This window comes from Pseudomonas sp. SDO5522_S412 (genome assembly GCF_054071215.1).
In genome coordinates this window covers 20,198-37,781 of the sequence record NZ_JBSVWQ010000010.1, presented here as the reverse complement: position 1 = coordinate 37,781, position 17,584 = coordinate 20,198, and the positions used below count along the sequence as shown (strand labels likewise).

20 protein-coding genes and 1 pseudogene are annotated in these 17,584 nt (G+C 61.1%); 4 read left to right on the top strand and 17 right to left on the bottom strand.

Annotated features, from left to right (window positions below; all coding sequences use genetic code 11):
- From ACW9I6_RS04530 to exbB, 7 genes are all read right to left on the bottom strand, one after another.
- Window positions 1-921, bottom strand: coding sequence for a hydrogen peroxide-inducible genes activator (locus tag ACW9I6_RS04530; protein ID WP_003213305.1), 921 nt, complete (start codon window positions 919-921; stop codon window positions 1-3).
- A gap of 114 nt (window positions 922-1,035) precedes the next feature.
- A complete protein-coding gene (locus ACW9I6_RS04525) occupies window positions 1,036-1,566 on the bottom strand; it encodes an iron transporter (RefSeq protein WP_087693714.1) in 531 nt (176 codons plus the stop codon).
- Between the two features lie 19 nt (window positions 1,567-1,585).
- Complete coding sequence (locus ACW9I6_RS04520) at window positions 1,586-2,404, bottom strand: FTR1 family iron permease (RefSeq protein ID WP_008439439.1); 819 nt, start codon at window positions 2,402-2,404, stop codon at window positions 1,586-1,588.
- Between the two features lie 3 nt (window positions 2,405-2,407).
- On the bottom strand, window positions 2,408-2,743 hold the full coding sequence (locus ACW9I6_RS04515) for a cupredoxin domain-containing protein (protein WP_003213299.1): 336 nt from the start codon (window positions 2,741-2,743) through the stop codon (window positions 2,408-2,410).
- 167 nt (window positions 2,744-2,910) lie between these two features.
- Window positions 2,911-3,660 carry a TonB family protein gene (locus tag ACW9I6_RS04510; protein WP_003213297.1) on the bottom strand — a complete coding sequence of 250 codons (750 nt, stop codon included), beginning with the start codon at window positions 3,658-3,660 and terminating at the stop codon, window positions 2,911-2,913.
- Entirely contained in the window at window positions 3,657-4,082 is a 426-nt protein-coding gene (gene exbD / locus ACW9I6_RS04505; protein WP_003213296.1) for a TonB system transport protein ExbD, read from the bottom strand. Before exbD ends, ACW9I6_RS04510 begins: the two co-directional genes overlap by 4 nt.
- 6 nt (window positions 4,083-4,088) lie before the next feature.
- The gene (gene exbB / locus ACW9I6_RS04500; RefSeq protein ID WP_457338937.1) at window positions 4,089-5,075 is read right to left on the bottom strand and encodes a tonB-system energizer ExbB; all 987 of its coding nucleotides are present in this window, start codon (window positions 5,073-5,075) and stop codon (window positions 4,089-4,091) included.
- A gap of 189 nt (window positions 5,076-5,264) precedes the next feature.
- Between exbB and ACW9I6_RS04495 the strand changes: the two genes are divergently transcribed.
- Window positions 5,265-6,116: an SDR family oxidoreductase gene (locus ACW9I6_RS04495; RefSeq protein WP_457338936.1), complete on the top strand. Its 852-nt coding sequence runs from the start codon at window positions 5,265-5,267 to the stop codon at window positions 6,114-6,116.
- Between the two features lie 43 nt (window positions 6,117-6,159).
- On the opposite strand, the gene ACW9I6_RS04490 is transcribed toward ACW9I6_RS04495, so the two are convergent.
- The 6 genes from ACW9I6_RS04490 to ACW9I6_RS04465 form a co-directional block, all read right to left on the bottom strand.
- Complete coding sequence (locus ACW9I6_RS04490; RefSeq protein WP_003213290.1) at window positions 6,160-6,903, bottom strand: hypothetical protein; 744 nt, start codon at window positions 6,901-6,903, stop codon at window positions 6,160-6,162.
- Between the two features lie 63 nt (window positions 6,904-6,966).
- Window positions 6,967-7,347: a RidA family protein gene (locus ACW9I6_RS04485; RefSeq protein WP_003213288.1), complete on the bottom strand. Its 381-nt coding sequence runs from the start codon at window positions 7,345-7,347 to the stop codon at window positions 6,967-6,969.
- 24 nt (window positions 7,348-7,371) lie between these two features.
- Window positions 7,372-9,477 carry a bifunctional GTP diphosphokinase/guanosine-3',5'-bis pyrophosphate 3'-pyrophosphohydrolase gene (gene spoT, locus ACW9I6_RS04480; protein ID WP_008439435.1) on the bottom strand — a complete coding sequence of 702 codons (2,106 nt, stop codon included), beginning with the start codon at window positions 9,475-9,477 and terminating at the stop codon, window positions 7,372-7,374.
- A gap of 60 nt (window positions 9,478-9,537) precedes the next feature.
- The gene (rpoZ, locus tag ACW9I6_RS04475) at window positions 9,538-9,801 is read right to left on the bottom strand and encodes a DNA-directed RNA polymerase subunit omega (protein WP_003176920.1); all 264 of its coding nucleotides are present in this window, start codon (window positions 9,799-9,801) and stop codon (window positions 9,538-9,540) included.
- Between the two features lie 167 nt (window positions 9,802-9,968).
- Window positions 9,969-10,589, bottom strand: a complete 621-nt coding sequence (gene gmk, locus ACW9I6_RS04470; RefSeq protein WP_003213284.1) for a guanylate kinase — start codon at window positions 10,587-10,589, stop codon at window positions 9,969-9,971.
- Window positions 10,590-10,600: 11 nt separating this feature from the next.
- A complete protein-coding gene (locus ACW9I6_RS04465) occupies window positions 10,601-11,464 on the bottom strand; it encodes a YicC/YloC family endoribonuclease (protein WP_457338935.1) in 864 nt (287 codons plus the stop codon).
- Between the two features lie 217 nt (window positions 11,465-11,681).
- On the opposite strand from ACW9I6_RS04465, the gene rph reads away from it, so the two are divergent.
- Together rph and ACW9I6_RS04455 are read left to right on the top strand one after the other, a co-directional pair.
- Window positions 11,682-12,404, top strand: a complete 723-nt coding sequence (gene rph, locus ACW9I6_RS04460) for a ribonuclease PH (RefSeq protein ID WP_003213280.1) — start codon at window positions 11,682-11,684, stop codon at window positions 12,402-12,404.
- Window positions 12,405-12,426: 22 nt separating this feature from the next.
- Window positions 12,427-12,795, top strand: coding sequence for a DUF4870 domain-containing protein (locus tag ACW9I6_RS04455; protein ID WP_017476705.1), 369 nt, complete (start codon window positions 12,427-12,429; stop codon window positions 12,793-12,795).
- 58 nt (window positions 12,796-12,853) lie between these two features.
- On the opposite strand, the gene ACW9I6_RS04450 is transcribed toward ACW9I6_RS04455, so the two are convergent.
- Window positions 12,854-13,633 carry an exodeoxyribonuclease III gene (locus ACW9I6_RS04450; RefSeq protein WP_003176915.1) on the bottom strand — a complete coding sequence of 260 codons (780 nt, stop codon included), beginning with the start codon at window positions 13,631-13,633 and terminating at the stop codon, window positions 12,854-12,856.
- An 82-nt stretch (window positions 13,634-13,715) separates the two neighbouring features.
- Between ACW9I6_RS04450 and pyrE the strand changes: the two genes are divergently transcribed.
- Entirely contained in the window at window positions 13,716-14,360 is a 645-nt protein-coding gene (gene pyrE / locus ACW9I6_RS04445; RefSeq protein WP_003213276.1) for an orotate phosphoribosyltransferase, read from the top strand.
- A 168-nt stretch (window positions 14,361-14,528) separates the two neighbouring features.
- On the opposite strand, the gene argB is transcribed toward pyrE, so the two are convergent.
- From argB to dut, 3 genes and pseudogenes are all read right to left on the bottom strand, one after another.
- Window positions 14,529-15,434 (bottom strand): acetylglutamate kinase, encoded by a 906-nt coding sequence (gene argB / locus ACW9I6_RS04440; RefSeq protein WP_003213275.1) that lies wholly within the window; start codon window positions 15,432-15,434, stop codon window positions 14,529-14,531.
- A 19-nt stretch (window positions 15,435-15,453) separates the two neighbouring features.
- A pseudogene (locus tag ACW9I6_RS04435) lies at window positions 15,454-16,875 on the bottom strand (phosphomannomutase/phosphoglucomutase); the annotation flags it as partial.
- Between the two features lie 252 nt (window positions 16,876-17,127).
- The gene (dut, locus tag ACW9I6_RS04430; RefSeq protein WP_003213270.1) at window positions 17,128-17,583 is read right to left on the bottom strand and encodes a dUTP diphosphatase; all 456 of its coding nucleotides are present in this window, start codon (window positions 17,581-17,583) and stop codon (window positions 17,128-17,130) included.
- Window position 17,584 lies beyond the last annotated feature (1 nt).

Here is a 17,584-nt window from a genome sequence, read left to right as displayed (position 1 = left end):
TTAGCTCGCAGCAGGCGGCTTGGCCACCGAACACAGGCGGATCGAGTCGGCGAGGATTTCAATCGCTTTCGGACGCGGGAAGCTCGCACGCCAGGCAATCGCCACGGTGCGGAACGGTACCGGCGGCGTCAGTGGGCGCACGGCGATCACGCCGGGGGCGTAGTGATGGCTGTCGACCGCCGACAGCGGCAGGATAGAGATACCCAGGCCGGAGGCAACCATGTGGCGAATGGTTTCCAGGGAGCTGGATTCCACGGTGGTGTGCTTGGCGCCGTCGTTGCCCTTGGTCAGGGTCGGGCAGGCTTCCAGCACCTGGTCGCGGAAGCAATGGCCTTCGCCCAGCAACAGCAGGCTCTTGTCGTTGAGCAGGCCCGCGTCGATGGTGTCTTTCTGCGTCCATGGGTGGGACGCCGGCATCAGCACGTAGAACGGCTCATCGTAGAGCGGCAGCGTCAGCACATCCGCCTCGTTGAACGGCAGGGCGATGATGATCGCGTCCAGCTCGCCGTTGCGCAGTTTGTCGCGCAGCACGTGGGTGAAGTTTTCTTCGATATACAGCGGCATCTGCGGCGCGACGCGGTGCAGTTGCGGAATCAAGTGCGGGAACAGGTACGGGCCGACGGTGTAGATGGCGCCGACTTTCAGCGGGGCGGTCAGTTGGTTCTTGCCGGCCTGGGCCAGCTCGCGAATGCTTTGGGCCTGTTCCAGAACCTTCTGGGCCTGGGCGACGATGCCTTCGCCGACGGGCGTCAGGCGCACGGCGCTTTTGCTGCGCTCGAAAATCAGCACACCGAGTTCGTCTTCAAGCTTCTTCACACCCACCGACAGCGTCGGCTGGCTGACGTGGCAACGCTCGGCCGCGTGGCCGAAGTGCTGCTCTTGGGCGAGGGTAACGATGTAGCGTAATTCTGTAAGAGTCATAGCGGGCGTCCATGAGGTTGCGGGCCAAGCATACCGGCTGCAATCGATAGACGCACGTTATCAGACAGCGTAGGGGCCGCAACACCGGTTAATCGGGTATCGCCGCCCCGTATTTCACTTTTGCGGGTACTTGAAGGTGAAGGTTTCGGTGAAGGGAGCCCACCATTCAGGCACGCCGGTTTCCTTGTCTACATGGTGGAAGAAGCCCTTGATCTGTGGGCTTTCATAGCGCAACACCACGGTGTAGGTGCCGGGGCCGTCCATTTTCACGTTGTTGGCGTAGTGGGCGCCGTCTTTGGCCACCATCGGCAACAGCGTGCCGATTTCCTTGTAGTCGGGCGAGCCCTCCTTGACCAGTGAGTAGCTGATGGTCAGGTAGGGCACCCACTCACCGTTGGACAGGCCGTATTTGTTGTCGGCGGTGGCGTGCACATCGGTTTCAAGGTGTACCGAGTCCTTGCTCATCACCATGCCTGGCGGCATGGGCGCCATTTCGATGCCCACCAAGTACGAGGAGGCGATCTCCATGTCATTGATCTGCACCGGTCCGCCAATCGGGTATTCGCGGGCTTGGGCGAGGGAGGAAGCGGCCACGGCGCTGACGAGCAGCAGTGCGGCGGCGAAGGGGTTGCGCAGGTGTTTCATGGTGGGGCTCCTGGGGCGGTTAATGTGATTGTGTCGGGCGTGAATGCAGTAAACGGTTACCCAGCACCAGGAGCGAGAGGGTGACGAGCCACGCCACCAATTGAACGCCCAGAGGTCGGTCGGTGTAGCCCACCAGCGCGGTCAATGCGCGGCCGGTGAGGCTGCCATCGGAGACCAGCCAGGAGGTGTCCCAGAGCTGGTAGCCCCAGGCGGGAATCAGGTCGATACCGGCGAGGATCGCGGCGGCCCGGCCAGCCATGCCGGCGGCAAGCAAGGCGATCATCCAGCCGGTAATCGAGAACAGGCGCTTGAGGCTGATGGCGACCAGGCCGCGGTACATCAGCCAGGACAGCGCGGCGCCGGCGACGATGCCGAGCACGCCGCCGGCCAGCATTGACAGTGGGTCTGTCTGGCTGGATGCGGCGATGCCATAGAGGAACAGCACGATTTCCGAGCCTTCGCGCAGCACGGCCACGGTGATGACCACGGCCAGGGCCCAGAGTGATTTTTCACCCTTGAGTACTGAATTGCCGGCGCTGCGCAGTTGGGTCGCCAGCTCGCGACCATGACTGGCCATCCATAAGTTGTGCCAGCCCAGCATGACCACGGCGACCACCAGGATGGCCGCGTTGAAAATTTCCTGGCCGAAGCCTTGCAGCGCCTGGGTGATTGCGCCGGTAAACAGCGCCAAGATGCCGGCACCGAGCACGCCGGCTGCGATTCCGCCGCCAATGAACAGCCCACGTCTTGCCAGGCCCTGGGTGGCGGCCATCACGATGCCCACCACAATCCCGGCTTCCAGCACTTCTCGAAACACGATCAACAGACAGGCCAGCATGGCTTACTCCTTGGCCGCGACGGCGGTGACCGTGCCTTTGGCCTGGTCGGGGTGGTAGTCATCGAAGAAGGTGTAGGTGCCGGGATGCAGCGGGCCGGCAAACACCGTGATGGTGTTGCCGGGGACGATGATTTTTTCGAACTTCATGTCGTAGCTTTCGAACTCGTCGACGCTTTCATCGTGGCTGGTGAGTTGAATGCGAAAGCGCTCACCGGCCGGCACCTCGAACGTCGAGGGGCTGAAGGTGTGGTTCTGAATGACCAGGGTGACCAGCTGATCCGCCTGTGCAGCGACGGGTAAAGCCAATAGGAGGAGAGCCAGCCGGGCAAGGTTGGGCATGCCGAATGTCCGCTAATGAGAACTATTCGCGGATAATTAGCGTTGTCTTTAAGTGTTACAAGTGAAGATCGAGTTAGGTGTTGACTCGTTCAAGCCCGGTTCAGGTTGCGGTGATGCGGGGGGAGGGAGCAACAGCCGTGGGCACCCGAGAGTGCCCACGGTAGGGTTTAGCGGCGACGTTTTTCGATGTTGTAAACGAATGGTGCAACGATCTCGATGCTCCCGCCTTTCAACATGTCGGCCGGCGGCTTGGGCAGCGGCTGGGCACGACGGATCATGTCGAGGGTGGCGCGGTCCAGGTCGGCGTTGCCGGAGCGGCCCACCAGTTCGTAGGACAGCACGTTGCCATCGGCATCAACCACGAAACGCAGGCGGTTCAGGCCTTCCTTGCCACGCGCCTGGGCGCCCGGCGGGTACTTCTTGTACTTCTGCAGGTGGCCCAGCAGGGTACTTTCCCAGGTGGCCTTGGCCGCGATCTGCTGCGGTGAAGGGCCCGGTTGTGGCTGGGCGGATTTTTCCGTAGGCGCGTTGTTCTGCGGAGTTTCGCTCGGCGGCTCTTCGGAAGGTTTTTCCTTGGGCGGATCGGGCTTCTTCTCCACAGGCTTGGGCGGCTGTGGTTTTGGCTTGGGCTTGACCGGCTTTGGCACCTGGATCGTCGGCTTAGGTGCCTCGGCCAGTTTCGGCAATGGCAGCTCTTCGACTGGCGCAGGCGGCTGTGGCGGCGTGATCACCTTCGGCGGGGCCGGAGGTGGTGGCGCCGGCATCGGTGCCAGGTCGATGACCATGGCGGCCGGAGGCAGCTGGACCATATGTGGCGCCGACCACTGGAGCGCGATGATGATCGCGACGGCGTGGACGCCCAGCACGACGGCGAGGCTGGTGCCATAACGCGTCAGTTTGTGGCGCGTCGTGATCATTTCTTGGCTGCCGTCTCAAGTCCGACCAGGCCTACCTTGAGGTAGCCGGCCGCCCGCAGGGCATCCATCACGCTCATCAGGTCGCCGTAGTCCACGCCCTTGTCGGCCTGGAAGAAGATGGTCGTGTCTTTCTTGCCCTGGGTCTTGGCGTCGAGCACCGCGCCCAGGGTGTCGGATTTGACTTCTTCTTCGCCCAGGAACAGACGCTGGTCCGCCTTCACGCTGAGGAATATCGGTTTCTCCGGCCGCGGCGCAGGTTTCGCGCTGGAAGCGGGCAGGTCGACCTTGATATCCACGGTGGCCAACGGTGCTGCCACCATGAAGATGATCAGCAGCACCAGCATCACGTCGATAAACGGCGTGACGTTGATTTCGTGGTTCTCGACGAGCTCGTCGTCGCCTTGATTCAAATGCAGGCCCATGGCCGATTACCCCACTTTCACCATGTGCGATTGCGAGCTGCGCTCGGTAGGCAGGTGATCGAGGTCACGGCTGACCAGCAACAGGACTTCTGCCGAAGCGTCCGACACCTGCGCCTTGTAGCCGGCGATCGAACGGGCGAAGACGTTGTAGATCACCACCGCAGGAATCGCGGCAACCAGGCCCAGTGCGGTTGCCAGCAGGGCTTCGGCGATGCCGGGCGCCACGACGGCGAGGTTGGTGGTCTGGGTTTTGGCGATGCCGATGAAGCTGTTCATGATGCCCCACACGGTACCGAACAGGCCGACGAAGGGCGCGGTGGAACCGATGGTGGCCAGCACGCCGGTGCCGTTGCTCATGTTGCGACCGCAGGCGGCAACCAGGCGCTCAAGACGGAAACTGACGCGTTCCTTGATGCCTTCCTTTTCACGGGTGTTGGCCGACAGGCGCATCTCTTCGAGTGCGTCGTGAACCAGCAGGTGCGCCAGGGTGCCCTTCTTCGCCGCGCTTTCGCTGGCTTCTTTCAGGGTGGTGGCTTTTTTCAGGTGGACGATTTCAGTGCGCAGGCGACGCTTGGCGCCCAGCAGTTCGAAGCCCTTGGCGATCCAGATGGTCCAGGTGATGATCGAAGCGATGGCCAGGCCGATCATCACGATCTTCACGATGATGTCAGCGTTCTGGTACATGCCCCACGGCGACAGGTCGTGGGCCATGCCCAGGCTGTTGTCTTCTTCCAGCACGACGCCGGATTCGTCAGCCGGTGCGCCTTCGGCGGCCAGGGCCGGGTCGGTCGCGGCCGGTGCAGCGGCTGGCGCAGGAGCGTTTTGCTCTGTAGCTGGCGCGCTCGCTGCAGGCGGGGCGGCCGGCGCGGTGTTGTCGGCGAACGCGGCGGTCGGTGCCAGCAGGACGCTGAACAGCACTGCAGCAATCGCACGCCAGGCGCGGGATGGGCTGTGAGGCTTGGTTGGCGAAGCGGGGGATGTATTGCGTGTCATGCTGGCCGGACCTGAGAGAAAAAAATGAGTGAGCGTCCTTCCAGACCGTAACGGGTCGAGGACAAATGGGCGGTTATTATTGCAAGTAATTCTTGTTAACAGAAGTAATACAGTTACTTTATTTGTCGTTTTGCTGGCCGCTGGTCATCTGCGGGGGCTAACCTTGACCTTTAAGAACGGAGTTTTGTGATGTCTGCGCCTTCTGTGGTGATTGCCGGTTGCGGCGATGTCGGTAGCCGTCTGGCCACCCAATTGCTGGCCCAGGGCTGGGAGGTTCATGGCCTGCGGCGGGATATTTCGCGCCTTCCCAAGGGCGTTATCGGGATTGCCGGCGACCTGTTCAATGAAGACTGCCCCGATACCTGGCCGGTGGGCGGGGTGGATTACCTGGTGTATTGCGCGGCCGCCACCGATCACGACGAGGCGGGTTATCGTGCGGCATACGTGCAAGGGTTGCGGCATGTGCTGGAGTGGCTGAACGACTACGGCCAGGAGCCCAAGCACCTGTTGTTTGTGTCCAGCAGCAGTGTGTATGGGCAGCAGAACGGTGAGTGGGTCGACGAAAGCTCCGAGACCAAGGCAGGCGGTTATTCCGGCCAAGTCATGCTGGAAGCCGAGCAAGTGGCGTTGGATAGCGGCATTCCCGCCAGTGTTGTGCGCCTTACCGGGATTTATGGTCCAGGTCGGGAGTGGTTGTTGAGCCAAGTGCGCCAGGGCTATCGCGTGGCGATTGATCCGCCTTTATATGGCAACCGGATTCACGCGGATGACGCAGCGGGTTTGCTGGCGTTTTTGCTGCGGCACGTGGAGCAGGGCGGTGTGTTGGATAAGTGCTACATCGGCGTCGACGATGCTCCGGCCCCGCTGGCCGAGGTGGTTGCCTGGTTGCGCGAGTACCTTGGCGTGACCGAATGGGCCGAGAACGCCAGCGTACGGCGGGCCGGTAGCAAGCAATGCAGCAACGCCCGGGCCAAGGCGCTGGGCTGGGCGCCGCGATACCCAAGTTATCGCGAAGGGTACGCAGCGATTCTTGAAGGTTGATCGCGACCTAAAGAAAAAGGAGCCTAAGGGCTCCTTTTTTGCGTCACTGTTTTTCCAGCAACCACTGTCGTGGCCCGGGGGTAAACGAGGGTACCTCGTCGGCCTGGGCGGTGTTGATCGCCTGGAAGATCTCCAGTTGCTTGCCCTTGCGCGCAAAGATCCACGGGTTGCCCTGGCCGTTCAACTGCAGCCAGATACTGTCGTAGCCGCCGCTCATGGAGGCGCAATCGCCCGCCAGGCACAGCGAGTACTGATCGGCGCCGGGCAAGCCGGTCACCTGGCCATTGGCCTGGAACTGTACGGTGGCGCCTTCGCCAGTGCCGCTGCTGATTTTCCAGGTGCCGCCCATGTAGGCGGCGTACAGGGTGCGTTCGAAGTTGGCACCCAGTGGCGCGCCTTCGGGGGCTGGATCCTTGGCACGGGCGAACAGTTGCTCGGGCTCGTTATCATTGGCCCCTTGCAGCAGCAGCTTGCCTTTACGCTTGAGTTCAGTGGCGGAGCTGCCGTAGAAATCGACACTCCAGGCGCCGGATTTTTCACCCAGCAATTTGCCTTCAGCTACTTCAAAACCGTTGTAGTAGCGGGCCTGGGACGCTTTGGTGTTCACCTCCCATTCGAGGTTCGGACCATAGCTCTGCAGGGCTTCACGCAAAGGGCCGCCCTTGGCTGCCGCGTCGATGGCGGCCTGGTTGATCCAGGTGCCGCTCACATCCAGGTCGGCGGGATTGCTGGCGCAGCCGCCGAGCAACAGGGCGAGCAACGAAGAGGCAACGAGCGCTTTGCGCATTACGAAATCCTTCCAAGAACCAATTCGGCGCAGCCTTCCCGTGGAAGCGCTGCGCCGGATGTTTTACTCGATGACCAGAATGGCGTCCATCTCAACCTGCGCGCCCTTTGGCAGGGCGGCAACGCCGATGGCGGCGCGGGCTGGGTACGGCTGTTCGAAGTACTTGCCCATGATCTCGTTGACCTTGGCGAAGTGGCTCAGGTCGGTGAGGAAGATGTTCAGTTTGACGATGTCCTTGAACGAACCGCCCGCAGCTTCGGCAACCGACTTCAGGTTTTCGAAGACCTGGATGGTCTGGGCTTCAAAGCCTTCAACCAGCTCCATGGTTTTTGGGTCCAGTGGAATCTGGCCGGACATGTAGACGGTATTGCCCGCCTTGATCGCCTGGGAATAAGTACCGATTGCTGCTGGTGCCTTGTCGCTGGTGATAACAGTCTTGGTCATGAATGACTCCTTGTAATGGATGGGCTAGGCGCGCATGCGGGTGATGCGGATGACCCCGGTCAGGGCGCGCAGTTTCTTGATCACGCGGGCCAGGTGCACGCGATCGTGCACGCTGACCACCAGTTGGACCACGCTGATGCGGCCATCGCGTTCGTCCATGCTGATTTTCTCGATATTGCCGTCGGCCGCGTTCACGCTGCTGGCCAGCAGGGCGATCAGGCCGCGCTGGTGTTCCAGCTCGACCCGCAGCTCGACGTTGAATTCGCCAGTGACATCCTTTGCCCACGAAAGCTGGATGCATTTCTCGGGGTTGTGGCGGATTTCACTGATGTTGCGGCAGTTGTCCAGGTGCACCACCATGCCTTTGCCCGCAGACAAATGGCCGACAATCGGGTCGCCAGGGATCGGCGTGCAGCACTTGGCGTAGCTGAGCACCAGGCCTTCGGTGCCGCGAATCGCCAGCGGGCCTTCGGGGCTTGGCAACTGTTCGCCTTCGCCCAGCAAGCGGCGGGCGACCACATAGGCCATGCGGTTGCCCAGGCCGATGTCTTCCAGCAAGTCTTCGATCAGTTCCTGGCGGTACTCATGCAACATCGCCTGAACGCGTTCGGCCGGGATCTTGTCCAGTGAGCTGTCGAAGCCGTTGAGCACCTTGTTCAGCAGGCGTTCGCCCAGGCTGATGGACTCGGAACGGCGTTGCAGTTTCAGGGCATGACGGATGTGGGTGCGAGCCTTGCCGGTGACCACAAAGTTGAGCCAGGCCGGGTTCGGGCGCGCGCCCGGTGCGCTGACGATCTCCACCGTGGAGCCGCTTTGCAGCGGTTCCGACAGCGGGGCCAGTCGACGATTGATCCGACAGGCTATGCAGCTGTTACCCACGTCGGTGTGCACCGCGTAGGCAAAGTCGACCGCCGTGGAGCCTTTGGGCAGCTCCATGATCCGGCCTTTGGGCGTGAACACGTAGACCTCGTCCGGGAACAGGTCGATCTTCACGCTTTCGATAAATTCCAGGGAGTTGCCGGCACGTTGCTGCATTTCCAGCACGCCCTTGACCCACTGGCGGGCGCGGGCATGGGTGCCTTTTGGCTGCTCGTCGCCGGTGGATTTGTACAGCCAATGGGCGGCGATGCCGTTGTTGGCCATCTCTTCCATTTCGCGGGTGCGGATCTGGATCTCGATCGGCACCCCGTGCATACCGAACAGCGTGGTATGCAGCGACTGATAGCCGTTGGCCTTGGGAATCGCGATGTAATCCTTGAAGCGTCCCGGCAGGGGCTTGTACAAATTATGTACAGCACCCAGTACGCGGTAGCAGGTATCGACCTTGTCGACGATGATCCGGAACGCGTACACGTCCATGATCTCGTTGAAGGCCCGGCGCTTGCCGCGCATCTTCTTGTAGATGCCGTAGATGTGTTTCTGCCGGCCGCTGACCTCGCCCTCGATCTCATCGATCGCCAGGCAATGGCTCAGGGATTCTTCGATCTTGTTGACGATTTCCTTGCGATTGCCCCGGGCGCGTTTCACTGCCTGGTAGATGCGCGCGGAACGCATCGGGTGCATGGCCTTGAAGCCGAGGTCTTCGAACTCGATACGAATGGCGTGCATGCCCAGCCGGTTGGCGATGGGCGCGTAGATTTCCAAGGTTTCCTTGGCGATGCGCCGGCGTTTTTCACCGGACAGCACTTCCAGCGTGCGCATGTTGTGCAGCCGGTCGGCCAGCTTGACCAGGATCACCCGGATGTCCCGGGCCATGGCCATGGCCATCTTCTGGAAGTTTTCCGCCTGGGCTTCGGCCTTGGTCTCGAAGTTCATCTGGGTCAGTTTGCTGACCCCGTCGACCAGTTCGGCCACGGTTTCGCCAAATTGCGCACTGAGCGCTTCCTTGGCAATGCCGGTGTCTTCGATCACGTCATGCAGCATCGCGGCCATCAGGCTCTGATGGTCCATGTGCATGTCGGCAAGAATATTGGCCACGGCAAGAGGATGCGTGACATACGCCTCGCCACTGCGGCGGCGTTGGCCGTCGTGGGCTTGTTCGGCGTAGAAATACGCTCGGCGGACCAGGTTGACCTGGTCTGGGCCGAGGTAGGTCGATAAGCGATCGGCGAGGGCGTCTATGCTCGGCAAAGTATTAACTCCTGCCGTTGGCTGTGACCCCGCGCCGTGCTACGTCGACCAGGCATAGGCTTAGACGGCCTCGTTGGACTCGTCCTCGAACGCTGCGAACAGCGGTTCGTCTTCAACGATTTCGGCGTTGGCGATGAACTCGTAGCTCATCAGGCCTTCAGCGATTTCACGCAGGGCTACAACGGTAGGCTTGTCGTTTTCCCACTGGACCAGGGGCTCTTTGCCGCCAGTGGCCAGTTGACGGGCACGCTTGGTAGAGAGCATGACCAGCTCAAAGCGGTTATCCACGTGTTCTAGGCAGTCTTCAACGGTTACGCGGGCCATGGTATTCCTCGGAGCGAATGCAATATGCGCGCTGCCCGGTTGGGCGAGCGGACTGAACAGTTTAAAAAATCACCAGCGTTTAGGGAAGCGCTGATTTTTCGCAGGCCATCGCAAACGCGCTACAAGTGCCAATGTAAAGCCCCTGCAGCGGTTTTGGGAAGAGCCAATCAGCCGAGCAGTTCGGCCAATAATTTGCCGAAACGCTGCTGCTGACGCTTTTGCTGGAGCTGATTGGCGCGGAAAATCGCTTTCAGATCGTCCAGCGCGTGAGCGAAATCGTCGTTGATGATCAGGTAGTCGTAGTCGACGTAGTGGCTCATTTCACTGACGGCTTCACGCATGCGACCTTCGATGATCTCGTCGCTGTCCTGGCCACGATTGGTCAGGCGCTGGTGCAATGCTTCCAGCGAAGGCGGCAGGATGAAGATCGAGCGGGCTTTGGGCATCAACTGGCGCACTTGCTCGGCGCCCTGCCAGTCGATTTCCAGGATCAGGTCGTGGCCTTCGTCCAGGGTCTGCTGCAGGTGGCTTTGCGAGGTGCCGTAGAGGTTACCGAAGACCTCGGCGCGCTCCAGGAAATCACCGTGCTCGATCATCTTGACGAACTCGGTGCGCTCGACGAAGTGGTAGTGCACGCCGTTCACTTCACCCGGGCGCATGGCGCGGGTGGTGTGGGATACCGAGATGCGGATCTGCTCGTCAGCGTCGGTCAGGGCCTTGACCAGGCTGCTTTTGCCCGCGCCCGATGGGGCAGAAATGATGTAAAGGGTGCCGGTGCTGTGGGTCATGTCAGGGTGCCTTACTCGATATTCTGTACTTGTTCGCGCATTTGCTCGATCAACACTTTGAGGTTGACCGCCGCCTGGGTGCTGCGCGGATCAAAGGCTTTGGAGCCCAGTGTATTGGCTTCGCGGTTGAGTTCCTGCATCAGGAAGTCCAGGCGCCGACCGGCGGCACCGGCGGACTTGAGCACGCGGCGCACTTCCAGAATGTGGGTGCTCAGGCGGTCGAGCTCTTCGGCCACGTCGCTCTTTTGTGCCAGCAGGACCATCTCCTGCTCCAGGCGCACCGGATCCAGTTCGGCCTGCATGTCGGCGAAGCGGTCCAGGACCTTCTGGCCCTGGGTGGCAAGCATCTGCGGCACCAGTTCGCGCAGGGTCACCACGTCTTCTTCAATGGAGGTCAGGCGGTCGCTGATCAGGCGGGCCAGTTCGGCCCCTTCACGCTCGCGGCCGGCCTTGAGTTCTTTCAAGCCCTGGTTGAACAGGGCCAGCGCCTCGGCGTTCAACGCCTGTGGGTCAGTGGCATCGGCCACCAGCACGCCGGGCCAGGCCAGGACTTCCAGCGGGTTGATGGCGGCAGGCTGCTTGATCAGGCCGGCGATGGTTTCGGCGGCGGCGACCAATTGGGCGGCGCGCTCGCGATCCACCTGCAACGGCTTGCCGGTGGTTTCCTCGGTAAAGCGCAGGGTGCATTCCAGCTTGCCGCGGGAGATGCCCTGGCGCAGTGCCTCACGAACCGCGCCTTCGAGGTCGCGAAACGATTCCGGCAGGCGCAGGTGCGGCTCCAGGTAGCGGCTGTTGACCGAGCGCAATTCCCAGCTCAGGGTGCCTTGGACGCCGGCTTTTTCGACGCGGGCGAAGGCGGTCATGCTGTGCACCATGGAGGTACCTCGCGATGCAGTCCCGCAAACAGGCGGGCTGATGGGTAGATTGAAGCCGACAGGCTGCGAAGGCGCAGGATTGTAGCTCAAGGGGACGGGTGGCCCCAAACAGTGGCTTCGGTGCCCGGGTTTGTAACAGGATTTTTTAGCCGTGCCGATCAGGGCTGGCGGCTCTATAATGCTCGGCAGTTTTTCGTCCTCCGTACAGGTATCCCCTATGAAACGTCCAAGTGGTCGCGCTGCCGATCAGCTCCGCTCGATCCGCATCACCCGCAACTACACCAAACACGCCGAGGGATCTGTACTGGTCGAGTTTGGCGATACCAAGGTTATCTGCACCGTCAGCGTCGAAAACGGCGTGCCGCGTTTCCTCAAGGGCCAGGGCCAGGGTTGGTTGACTGCCGAATACGGCATGCTGCCGCGCGCCACCGGCGAGCGTAACCAGCGTGAAGCCAGCCGTGGCAAGCAAGGCGGCCGCACCCTGGAAATCCAGCGCCTGATCGGTCGTTCCCTGCGTGCTGCCCTGGACATGTCCAAGCTGGGCGACGTGACCCTGTACGTCGACTGCGACGTGATCCAGGCCGACGGTGGCACCCGTACTGCATCCATCACCGGCGCCATGGTTGCCCTGGTCGACGCGCTCAAAGTCATCAAGAAGCGTGGCGGCCTGAAAGGCGGCGATCCGCTCAAGCAGATGATCGCGGCTGTATCGGTAGGCATGTATCAGGGCGAGCCAGTGCTGGATCTGGACTATCTTGAAGATTCGGCTGCCGAGACCGACCTGAACGTGGTGATGACCAGCACCGGTGGTTTCATCGAAGTGCAGGGCACCGCCGAAGGCGCGCCATTCCAGCCGGCGGACCTGAATGCCATGCTGGCATTGGCCCAGAAAGGCATGACCGAGATCTTCGAACTGCAGAACGCCGCCCTGGCCGACTGATTCAACCCCAAGGAGCTACGCCATGAGTGACAGTCAACTTCCGCTGCCGACACCGTCCAAGGAAGTTCGCCAGTGGGCGATGCTCTGTCACTTCGCGGCGTTTTTCGGCTTGATGTTCCCGTTCGGCAGCCTGCTGGGGCCTTTGATTCTCTGGCAGGTGAAGAAGGACACGGACCCGTTCATTGATGACCAGGGCAAGGAAGCGCTGAATTTCCAGATCACCGTGGGCATTGCCTGGGCGGTCTGCTTCCTGCTGGGCTTTATCGTGATCGGCTTCGTGTTGATGACCGTCCTGGTGATCGGCGCGGTGGTGATGACGATCATTGGGGGCATCAAGGCCAACAAGGGCGTGGCTTATCGTTATCCGTGGACGTTGCGGTTGATCAAATAACCACCGCCCACAAAAAAACCGACAGCGATGTCGGTTTTTTTGTGCCTGGAAAAAGACCTTAGATGGTCAAGGTCCAGTCGTAGTCCACGATCAGCGGCGCGTGCTGCGAGAAGCGCGGCTGGCGTGGCAGGCGTGCGCTGCGCACGAAGCGGCGCAAGCCTGGCGTCAGCAGCTGGTAGTCAAAACGCCAGCCGAGGTTGAGCATCTCGGCCTGTTCGTTATCCGGCCACCAGCTGTACTGGTCGCCTTCGCGGCTGACTTCCCGCAGGGCATCGACATAGCCCATATTGCCGACAATCTCGTCCATCCAGGCCCGTTCCGGCGCGAGAAAGCCCGGTGATTGCTGGCTGTCGCGCCAGTTCTTGATATCCAGCTTCTGTTGCGCCACGTACAGCGAGCCACAGTAAATGTACTCGCGACGTTTGCGCCGCTGTTTATCCAGATAACGGGCGAAGTCGTCCATTAGCTTGAACTTCTGGTTCAAGTCTTCATCGCCATTCTGCCCTGATGGAAGCAGCAAGGTCGCGATGCTGACCTTGTCGAAATCGGCTTGCAGGTAGCGCCCGTAGCGGTCGGCTGTCTCGAAGCCGAGGCCGCTGATGACCGCCTTGGGTTGCAACCGCGAATACAAAGCCACACCGCCTTGGGCGGGAACTTCGGCATCACAGGCATAAAGGAAGTAGCCATCCAGTTGGAAGGCTGGGTCGTCCAGTTCAAAGGCGGAGGCGCGGGTGTCCTGCAGGCAGATGACGTCGGCATTCTGGGCTTGCAGCCAACTGAGCAAACCACGCTCGACTGCAGCCTGAATACCATTGACGTTCACACTGATGATCCGCATAAATGGCCCCAAAAATCGCGTGCGTGTATGATACACGCCGTCTACCTAATTAGCTAAATCCGTGGTATCTGAGGCTTTTTTCATGCAGGCGTATCAACGCGATTTTATTCGTTTTGCCATCGATCGCGGCGTATTGCGCTTCGGTGAGTTCACTTTGAAGTCCGGGCGCACCAGCCCTTACTTCTTCAATGCCGGCCTTTTCAACTCGGGTTCTGCCCTGGCGCAGCTGGGTCGTTTCTATGCGGCCGCCATCGTTGAAAGCGGTATTTCCTTCGACGTGCTGTTCGGCCCTGCCTACAAAGGTATCCCCCTGGCGGCCGCGACCGCCGTGGCGTTGGCTGAACATCACGAGCTGGATCTGCCTTGGTGCTTCAACCGCAAGGAAGCCAAGGCCCACGGCGAAGGCGGTAGCCTCGTGGGTGCGCCGCTCAAGGGCGACGTGCTGATCATCGACGACGTGATCACTGCCGGTACGGCGATTCGCGAAGTGATGCAGATCATCGCTTCACAGGACGGCGCCAAGGCGGCCGGCGTGTTGATCGCGCTGAACCGCCAGGAGCGCGGCAACGGTGAATTGTCGGCGATCCAGGAAGTGGAACGTGATTTCGCGATTCCGGTGGTGAGCATCGTGTCCCTGAACCAGGTGTTGCAGTTCCTGGAAGATGACCCGCAGCTCAAGCAGCATTTGCCGGCGGTCAAGGCTTATCGCGAGCAGTTCGGCGTTTAGAAGATCCATGTGGGAGCGGGCTTGCTCGCGAATACGGCTTGTCAGTTGATATATGTGTCGACTGACCCGCCGCTTTCGCGAGCAAGCCCGCTCCCACATTTTTAGACCGAGTACATAGAAAAGGCCCCGTTCAATCGAATTGAACGGGGCCTTTTTGTTTACCAGCGCTTAGGGGCGCTTGCGGTTGCTGATCAGGGTACCCACACCGGTATCGGTGAAGATTTCCAGCAGGATCGCATTCGGCACCCGGCCATCCAGGATCAACGAGCTGCCAACGCCGCCTTGCACCGCTTCCAGCGCGCAGCGGATCTTCGGCAGCATGCCGCCGTAGATGGTGCCGTCGGCGATCAGGTCGTCCACTTGCTGGGTCGTCAGGCCGGTCAAGACCTTGCCTTCCTTGTCCATCAAGCCGGCGATGTTGGTGAGCAGCATCAGCTTCTCGGCCTTCAGCGCCTCGGCCACCTTGCCGGCCACGAGGTCGGCGTTGATGTTGTAGGACTCACCGTTGGCACCGACACCGATCGGCGCGATCACCGGAATGAAATCGCCTTTCACCAGCAGGTTCAGCAGGTCGGTGTTGATGCCGATCACTTCGCCCACCTGGCCGATGTCGATGATTTCCGGCTGGGTCATCTCCGGGGTCTTGCGGGTCACGGTGAGCTTCTTCGCCCGGATCAGTTCGGCGTCCTTGCCGGTCAGGCCGATGGCGCTGCCGCCATGGCGGTTGATCAGGTTGACGATGTCTTTGTTCACCTGGCCGCCCAGGACCATCTCCACCACGTCCATGGTCTGGGCGTCGGTCACACGCATGCCGTCGATGAAGTGACTCTCGATGGACAGGCGCTTGAGCAGGTCACCGATTTGCGGGCCGCCACCGTGTACCACCACCGGGTTGATCCCGACGGCTTTCATCAACACGATGTCGCGGGCAAAGCCGGTTTTCAGCTCGTCGCTTTCCATGGCATTGCCGCCGTACTTGATCACCAGCGTCTTGCCGACGTAGCGTCGAATGTAAGGCAACGCTTCGGAAAGGACCTTGGCAGTATTGGCGGCGGCTTCGCGTTCGAGGGTCATTCAGGGCTCCGGTAAAAAATCAGAACGGTAATTGGAGATCAGGGGCAACACGTTTCAACTGGGCGTGGAACACGTCCTTGATGCGCTGCAACTCAGCCTCGGTATCCGCCTCGAAACGCAGCACCAGCACCGGTGTGGTGTTGGATGCGCGAACCAGGCCCCAGCCTTTGGCGTAATCGACTCGCACACCATCAATGCTGGTCAGGTCGGCGCCTTCGCCCCATTGCGCATCGTGCAGTGCGTCAATGATGCTGAATTTGCTCTCCTCGGTCACATGGATATTGATCTCTGGCGTAGAAATATCATTCGGGAAGGTCTGGAACAGCTCCTGCGCGGTCGATTTTTCCTTGCTGAGGATCTCCAGCAGACGAGCGGCGCTGTAAATGCCGTCGTCAAAGCCGAACCAGCGCTCCTTGAAGAACACATGGCCGCTCATTTCGCCGGCCAACAGCGCGCCGGTTTCTTTCATTTTCTTTTTGATCAACGAGTGGCCAGTCTTCCACATTAGCGGGCGACCGCCGTATTCCTTGATCAGCGGTGTGAGGCGGCGGGTGCACTTCACGTCGAAGATAATTTCGGCACCTGGGTTGCGCGCAACCACGTCGCGGGCAAACAGCATCAGCAGGCGGTCCGCAAACACGTTTTCGCCGGTGTCCGTCACCACGCCAACGCGGTCGCCGTCACCGTCGAAGGCCAGGCCGACGTCAGCCCCGGTCTCCTTGACCTTGGCGATCAGGTCTACCAGGTTCTCGGGCTTGCCTGGATCCGGGTGATGGTTCGGGAAGTTGCCGTCGACGTCACAGAACAGCGGGATCACTTCGCAGTTCAGGGCTTCGAGCAGTTGCGGGGCGATCACGCCGGCCGCGCCATTGCCGCAGTCCACCACCACTTTGAGGCGGCGCGCGAGTTTGACGTCGCCGGTGATTTGGTCAGAGTAGCGCTGCAGGATGTCGACTTTGGTGACGCTGCCTTCGCCGCTGGTCAGGTCGTTGGTCTTCAGGCGGGTGTGCAGGGCCTGGATCTGTTCGTTGGCGAGGGTATCGCCAGCGATGACGATCTTGAAGCCGTTGTAGTCCGACGGGTTATGGCTGCCGGTGAGCATCACGCCCGACTTGCCGGCCAGTACGTTGGCTGCGTAGTACAGCGCAGGCGTCGGCACCAGGCCCACGTCGCTGACGTGGCAACCGCTGTCGGCCAGGCCCTGGATCAGTTGCTCGACCAGCTCGGGACCGGACAGGCGGCCATCACGGCCTACGGAAACGTTGGGCTCGCCCTGTGCCAGGCTCTGGGAGCCAATGGCGCGGCCGATCCAGTAGGCGGTCTCGGCGGTCAGGGTCTTGGGGACCACGCCACGAATGTCATAGGCGCGGAAAATGCTGTCGGGAAATGTCGGGGCGACTCGGGCTGGGTTGCTCATTGCGGGGGGGAACTCCATCGATAAGGGGCTGGGCTGGCCTCAAGGGTGCTGACCGGCAGGCTCAAACTGAAGGGTAAGACGGCGTTTTTGGCATAGAGTTCGTGGTGCAAAAGTGCCATCGGCGCCGAAGCTCCGCCCTTTTGCCCCCTTAATGCCCTGATTTCACTGGGGAAACCTTGCTGGTAAGTTCCGCGCATTCTTCATCCTGAAAGGCCATGCGTTGGCATCAGGCCGGGTGAGGCACCCGGCTTGTTCGGCTAAGTCAATTCAGCTTAGTCAGTGGCTGCCGGAATGCCCGAAGCCACCTGCGCCGCGTTGTGTTTCGTCGAACTCTTCGACCAGCTCGAAGTGCGCCTGCACCACCGGTACCAGCACGAGTTGGGCAATGCGCTCGCCGACGGCGATATTGAACGCGGTCTGGCCACGGTTCCAGCAGGACACCATCAACTCGCCCTGGTAGTCCGAGTCGATCAGCCCCACCAGGTTGCCGAGGACGATGCCGTGTTTGTGGCCCAGGCCGGAGCGCGGCAGGATCAGCGCCGCCAGGCCCGGGTCGCCCACGTAGATCGACAGGCCTGTCGGAATCAGAATGGTCTGGCCTGGTTCAAGCACGGTGTCCTGCTTGAGCATGGCGCGCAGGTCGAGGCCGGCGGAGCCTGGTGTGGCGTAGGCCGGCAGCGGGAATTCGTTGCCGATGCGGGGGTCGAGGATCTTGGCTTGCAAAGCGTGCATG

What these genes read in the sequence shown, in the direction of transcription:
- ACW9I6_RS04530 (WP_003213305.1), bottom strand. Translation starts at nt 921, where the DNA reads ATGACTCTTACAGAATTACGCTACATCGTTACCCTCGCCCAAGAGCAG.
- ACW9I6_RS04525 (WP_087693714.1), bottom strand. Translation starts at nt 1,566, where the DNA reads ATGAAACACCTGCGCAACCCCTTCGCCGCCGCACTGCTGCTCGTCAGC.
- ACW9I6_RS04520 (WP_008439439.1), bottom strand. Translation starts at nt 2,404, where the DNA reads ATGCTGGCCTGTCTGTTGATCGTGTTTCGAGAAGTGCTGGAAGCCGGG.
- ACW9I6_RS04515 (WP_003213299.1), bottom strand. Translation starts at nt 2,743, where the DNA reads ATGCCCAACCTTGCCCGGCTGGCTCTCCTCCTATTGGCTTTACCCGTC.
- ACW9I6_RS04510 (WP_003213297.1), bottom strand. Translation starts at nt 3,660, where the DNA reads ATGATCACGACGCGCCACAAACTGACGCGTTATGGCACCAGCCTCGCC.
- exbD (WP_003213296.1), bottom strand. Translation starts at nt 4,082, where the DNA reads ATGGGCCTGCATTTGAATCAAGGCGACGACGAGCTCGTCGAGAACCAC.
- exbB (WP_457338937.1), bottom strand. Translation starts at nt 5,075, where the DNA reads ATGACACGCAATACATCCCCCGCTTCGCCAACCAAGCCTCACAGCCCA.
- ACW9I6_RS04495 (WP_457338936.1), top strand. Translation starts at nt 5,265, where the DNA reads ATGTCTGCGCCTTCTGTGGTGATTGCCGGTTGCGGCGATGTCGGTAGC.
- ACW9I6_RS04490 (WP_003213290.1), bottom strand. Translation starts at nt 6,903, where the DNA reads ATGCGCAAAGCGCTCGTTGCCTCTTCGTTGCTCGCCCTGTTGCTCGGC.
- ACW9I6_RS04485 (WP_003213288.1), bottom strand. Translation starts at nt 7,347, where the DNA reads ATGACCAAGACTGTTATCACCAGCGACAAGGCACCAGCAGCAATCGGT.
- rpoZ (WP_003176920.1), bottom strand. Translation starts at nt 9,801, where the DNA reads ATGGCCCGCGTAACCGTTGAAGACTGCCTAGAACACGTGGATAACCGC.
- gmk (WP_003213284.1), bottom strand. Translation starts at nt 10,589, where the DNA reads ATGACCCACAGCACCGGCACCCTTTACATCATTTCTGCCCCATCGGGC.
- ACW9I6_RS04465 (WP_457338935.1), bottom strand. Translation starts at nt 11,464, where the DNA reads ATGGTGCACAGCATGACCGCCTTCGCCCGCGTCGAAAAAGCCGGCGTC.
- rph (WP_003213280.1), top strand. Translation starts at nt 11,682, where the DNA reads ATGAAACGTCCAAGTGGTCGCGCTGCCGATCAGCTCCGCTCGATCCGC.
- ACW9I6_RS04455 (WP_017476705.1), top strand. Translation starts at nt 12,427, where the DNA reads ATGAGTGACAGTCAACTTCCGCTGCCGACACCGTCCAAGGAAGTTCGC.
- ACW9I6_RS04450 (WP_003176915.1), bottom strand. Translation starts at nt 13,633, where the DNA reads ATGCGGATCATCAGTGTGAACGTCAATGGTATTCAGGCTGCAGTCGAG.
- pyrE (WP_003213276.1), top strand. Translation starts at nt 13,716, where the DNA reads ATGCAGGCGTATCAACGCGATTTTATTCGTTTTGCCATCGATCGCGGC.
- argB (WP_003213275.1), bottom strand. Translation starts at nt 15,434, where the DNA reads ATGACCCTCGAACGCGAAGCCGCCGCCAATACTGCCAAGGTCCTTTCC.
- dut (WP_003213270.1), bottom strand. Translation starts at nt 17,583, where the DNA reads ATGCACGCTTTGCAAGCCAAGATCCTCGACCCCCGCATCGGCAACGAA.